Here is a 1,795-nt window from a genome sequence, read left to right as displayed (position 1 = left end):
CTGCCCGGCCCGATCGAGCATCCGGCCGTAGACTGCGGCGACCGCCGCCGCCGAGTACCGCCGGTCGGCCGGGCCGGCGGCGCGCAGGTCATCCGACCGCAGGACCTCGGCCTTCAACGCCGCCGCCAGTGGCACGGCCAGCGTGGACTTGCCCGACCCGGACACCCCTCCCACGAGGACCAACCTGACGCGGCCGCGCAAGAGGGCGTCTACTCCCTGATCCGCCAGTTCCAGGGCGTGCCGAGCATGCGCACCTCCGCTCCCGGTCTGGTCGGCGCGGATGGCGGTGACCTTGGACCGCACGACCGCGCGGTACCCGATGTAGTGATGGACGAGGGAGGGCGGGGCGTCATCACCGGAGAAGTCCCGGTACGCCCGGAGGAAGGCCTCCGCGAGGTCCCGTGCCCCCGCCCTGTCGAGGTCCATGGCCAGGAACCCGGCGTCGAGCATGGCGTCCCCGAACCTGAGCCGGTCGTCGAACTCGAGACAGTCGATCACACGCGGCCCGTCGTCCTCGAGGTAGATGTCGGCCGCGAGCAGGTCCCCGTGACCGTCGACCACCCGGCCTGCGTCCACGCGTGCCCGTAGGAGCCGGCGCCGTCCGCGCAGGTACTCCCCCGCGAGCCACTCGAGGTCGTCGACGATCTCCGGTGCGTCCTCGCCCACGCTCAGACGGCGCAGGTGTGCGATCGACTCCCCCCACAGACCGGCCACGGCGTCCGCCGTGCCCATGGCCTCGATCTGCCCGGAGCGGGGGCTCGCGGCGTGCAGACGAGCGAGTTGCCGGCCCACCTCCCGCACGCCCACCACGAGATCCGGATCGCCGGCCCGTCCGATGCCCGAGACCCGTGACCGCACCAGCGACTCCAGGCTCCGGTCGGCGGGGAGACGACGCATCCTGACCACGTGGTCGATCACCTCGCCCTCGGGATCGCGGACCTCGAGCACGCCGTCGTAGACGTCCGGCGCCATGCGACTGTTGAGCTCGACCTCCCGCCGACTCTGCTCGGCGCGGGCCCGGACCGTGGTGTTGTCGAGGAAACCGAGGTCGATCGGTTTGCGCACTTTGTGAGCCTGGTCACCATAGAGCACGATGAGAGCACTGTGCGTCTCCACGACGCCAGGCGGCGCTCCCGATGTCGGATCCGAATGCGCAGGCGTGGCCATAACGCCAGCCTAGGCAGGTGCGACGCGGCCCGCCGCCGAGTCGGGGATACGGGTGACCACGACCCCTCGCGACCGATGACCGAAGTGTTACCTCAAGGAACACTCAGCATTTGACCCCCTGACAGGGCCGGAGTCCGCTTGTAGGGTCACCGACGCATCTCGCTCTGGTCGAGGTGTCCGCGATGAGAGCCATCGGGGTCAATGAAGATGGGAGCTGTTCATTACATGACGAACACCCACCGGAAGACCACCAACCGCACCACCGCCAAGATCGCCGCCGTCGGCGCGTTCGGACTGGGTGCCGCCATCGCGTTCCCCGGCCTCGCGGCCGCGCAGGAGGCACCGTCCGGGAGCCTCGAGGGACTCGCGGGCGACACCGGCAGCCTCACGGAGATCGCGGGTGAGGACGGCAGCCTCGGCGACCTCGGACTCGGCACCGACCTCGCCGTGGACCTGGGAAGCCTCGCCTTCAACCTGAACCTCGATGCCGAGGCGTCCAACCCGGGCTCGGTCGAGCTCGGCAGCCTCGGCGTCTCGCCCAACACCGGCAGCGCCCTGATCGACGGCGGCGCCGCCGATGCGGGCACGGGCTCGCTGGACACCGGTTCGCTGACCGGCTCCGCCGACG

1 protein-coding gene and 1 pseudogene are annotated in these 1,795 nt (G+C 70.8%); one reads left to right on the top strand and one right to left on the bottom strand.

The window, feature by feature from the left end:
* Window positions 1–1,065: AAA family ATPase (locus G6026_RS12785; protein ID WP_347238105.1), on the bottom strand; the 1,065-nt coding region annotated here is incomplete at its 3' end.
* Between the two features lie 327 nt (window positions 1,066–1,392).
* Between G6026_RS12785 and G6026_RS12780 the strand changes: the two are divergent.
* A pseudogene (locus tag G6026_RS12780) lies at window positions 1,393–1,795 on the top strand (hypothetical protein); the annotation flags it as partial.

This window comes from Dietzia sp. DQ11-38-2 (genome assembly GCF_014145055.1).
Lineage (GTDB): Bacteria > Actinomycetota > Actinomycetes > Mycobacteriales > Mycobacteriaceae > Dietzia.
Note: the sequence above shows the minus strand (reverse complement) of the source record. Positions and strands in the feature narration are given on the sequence as shown.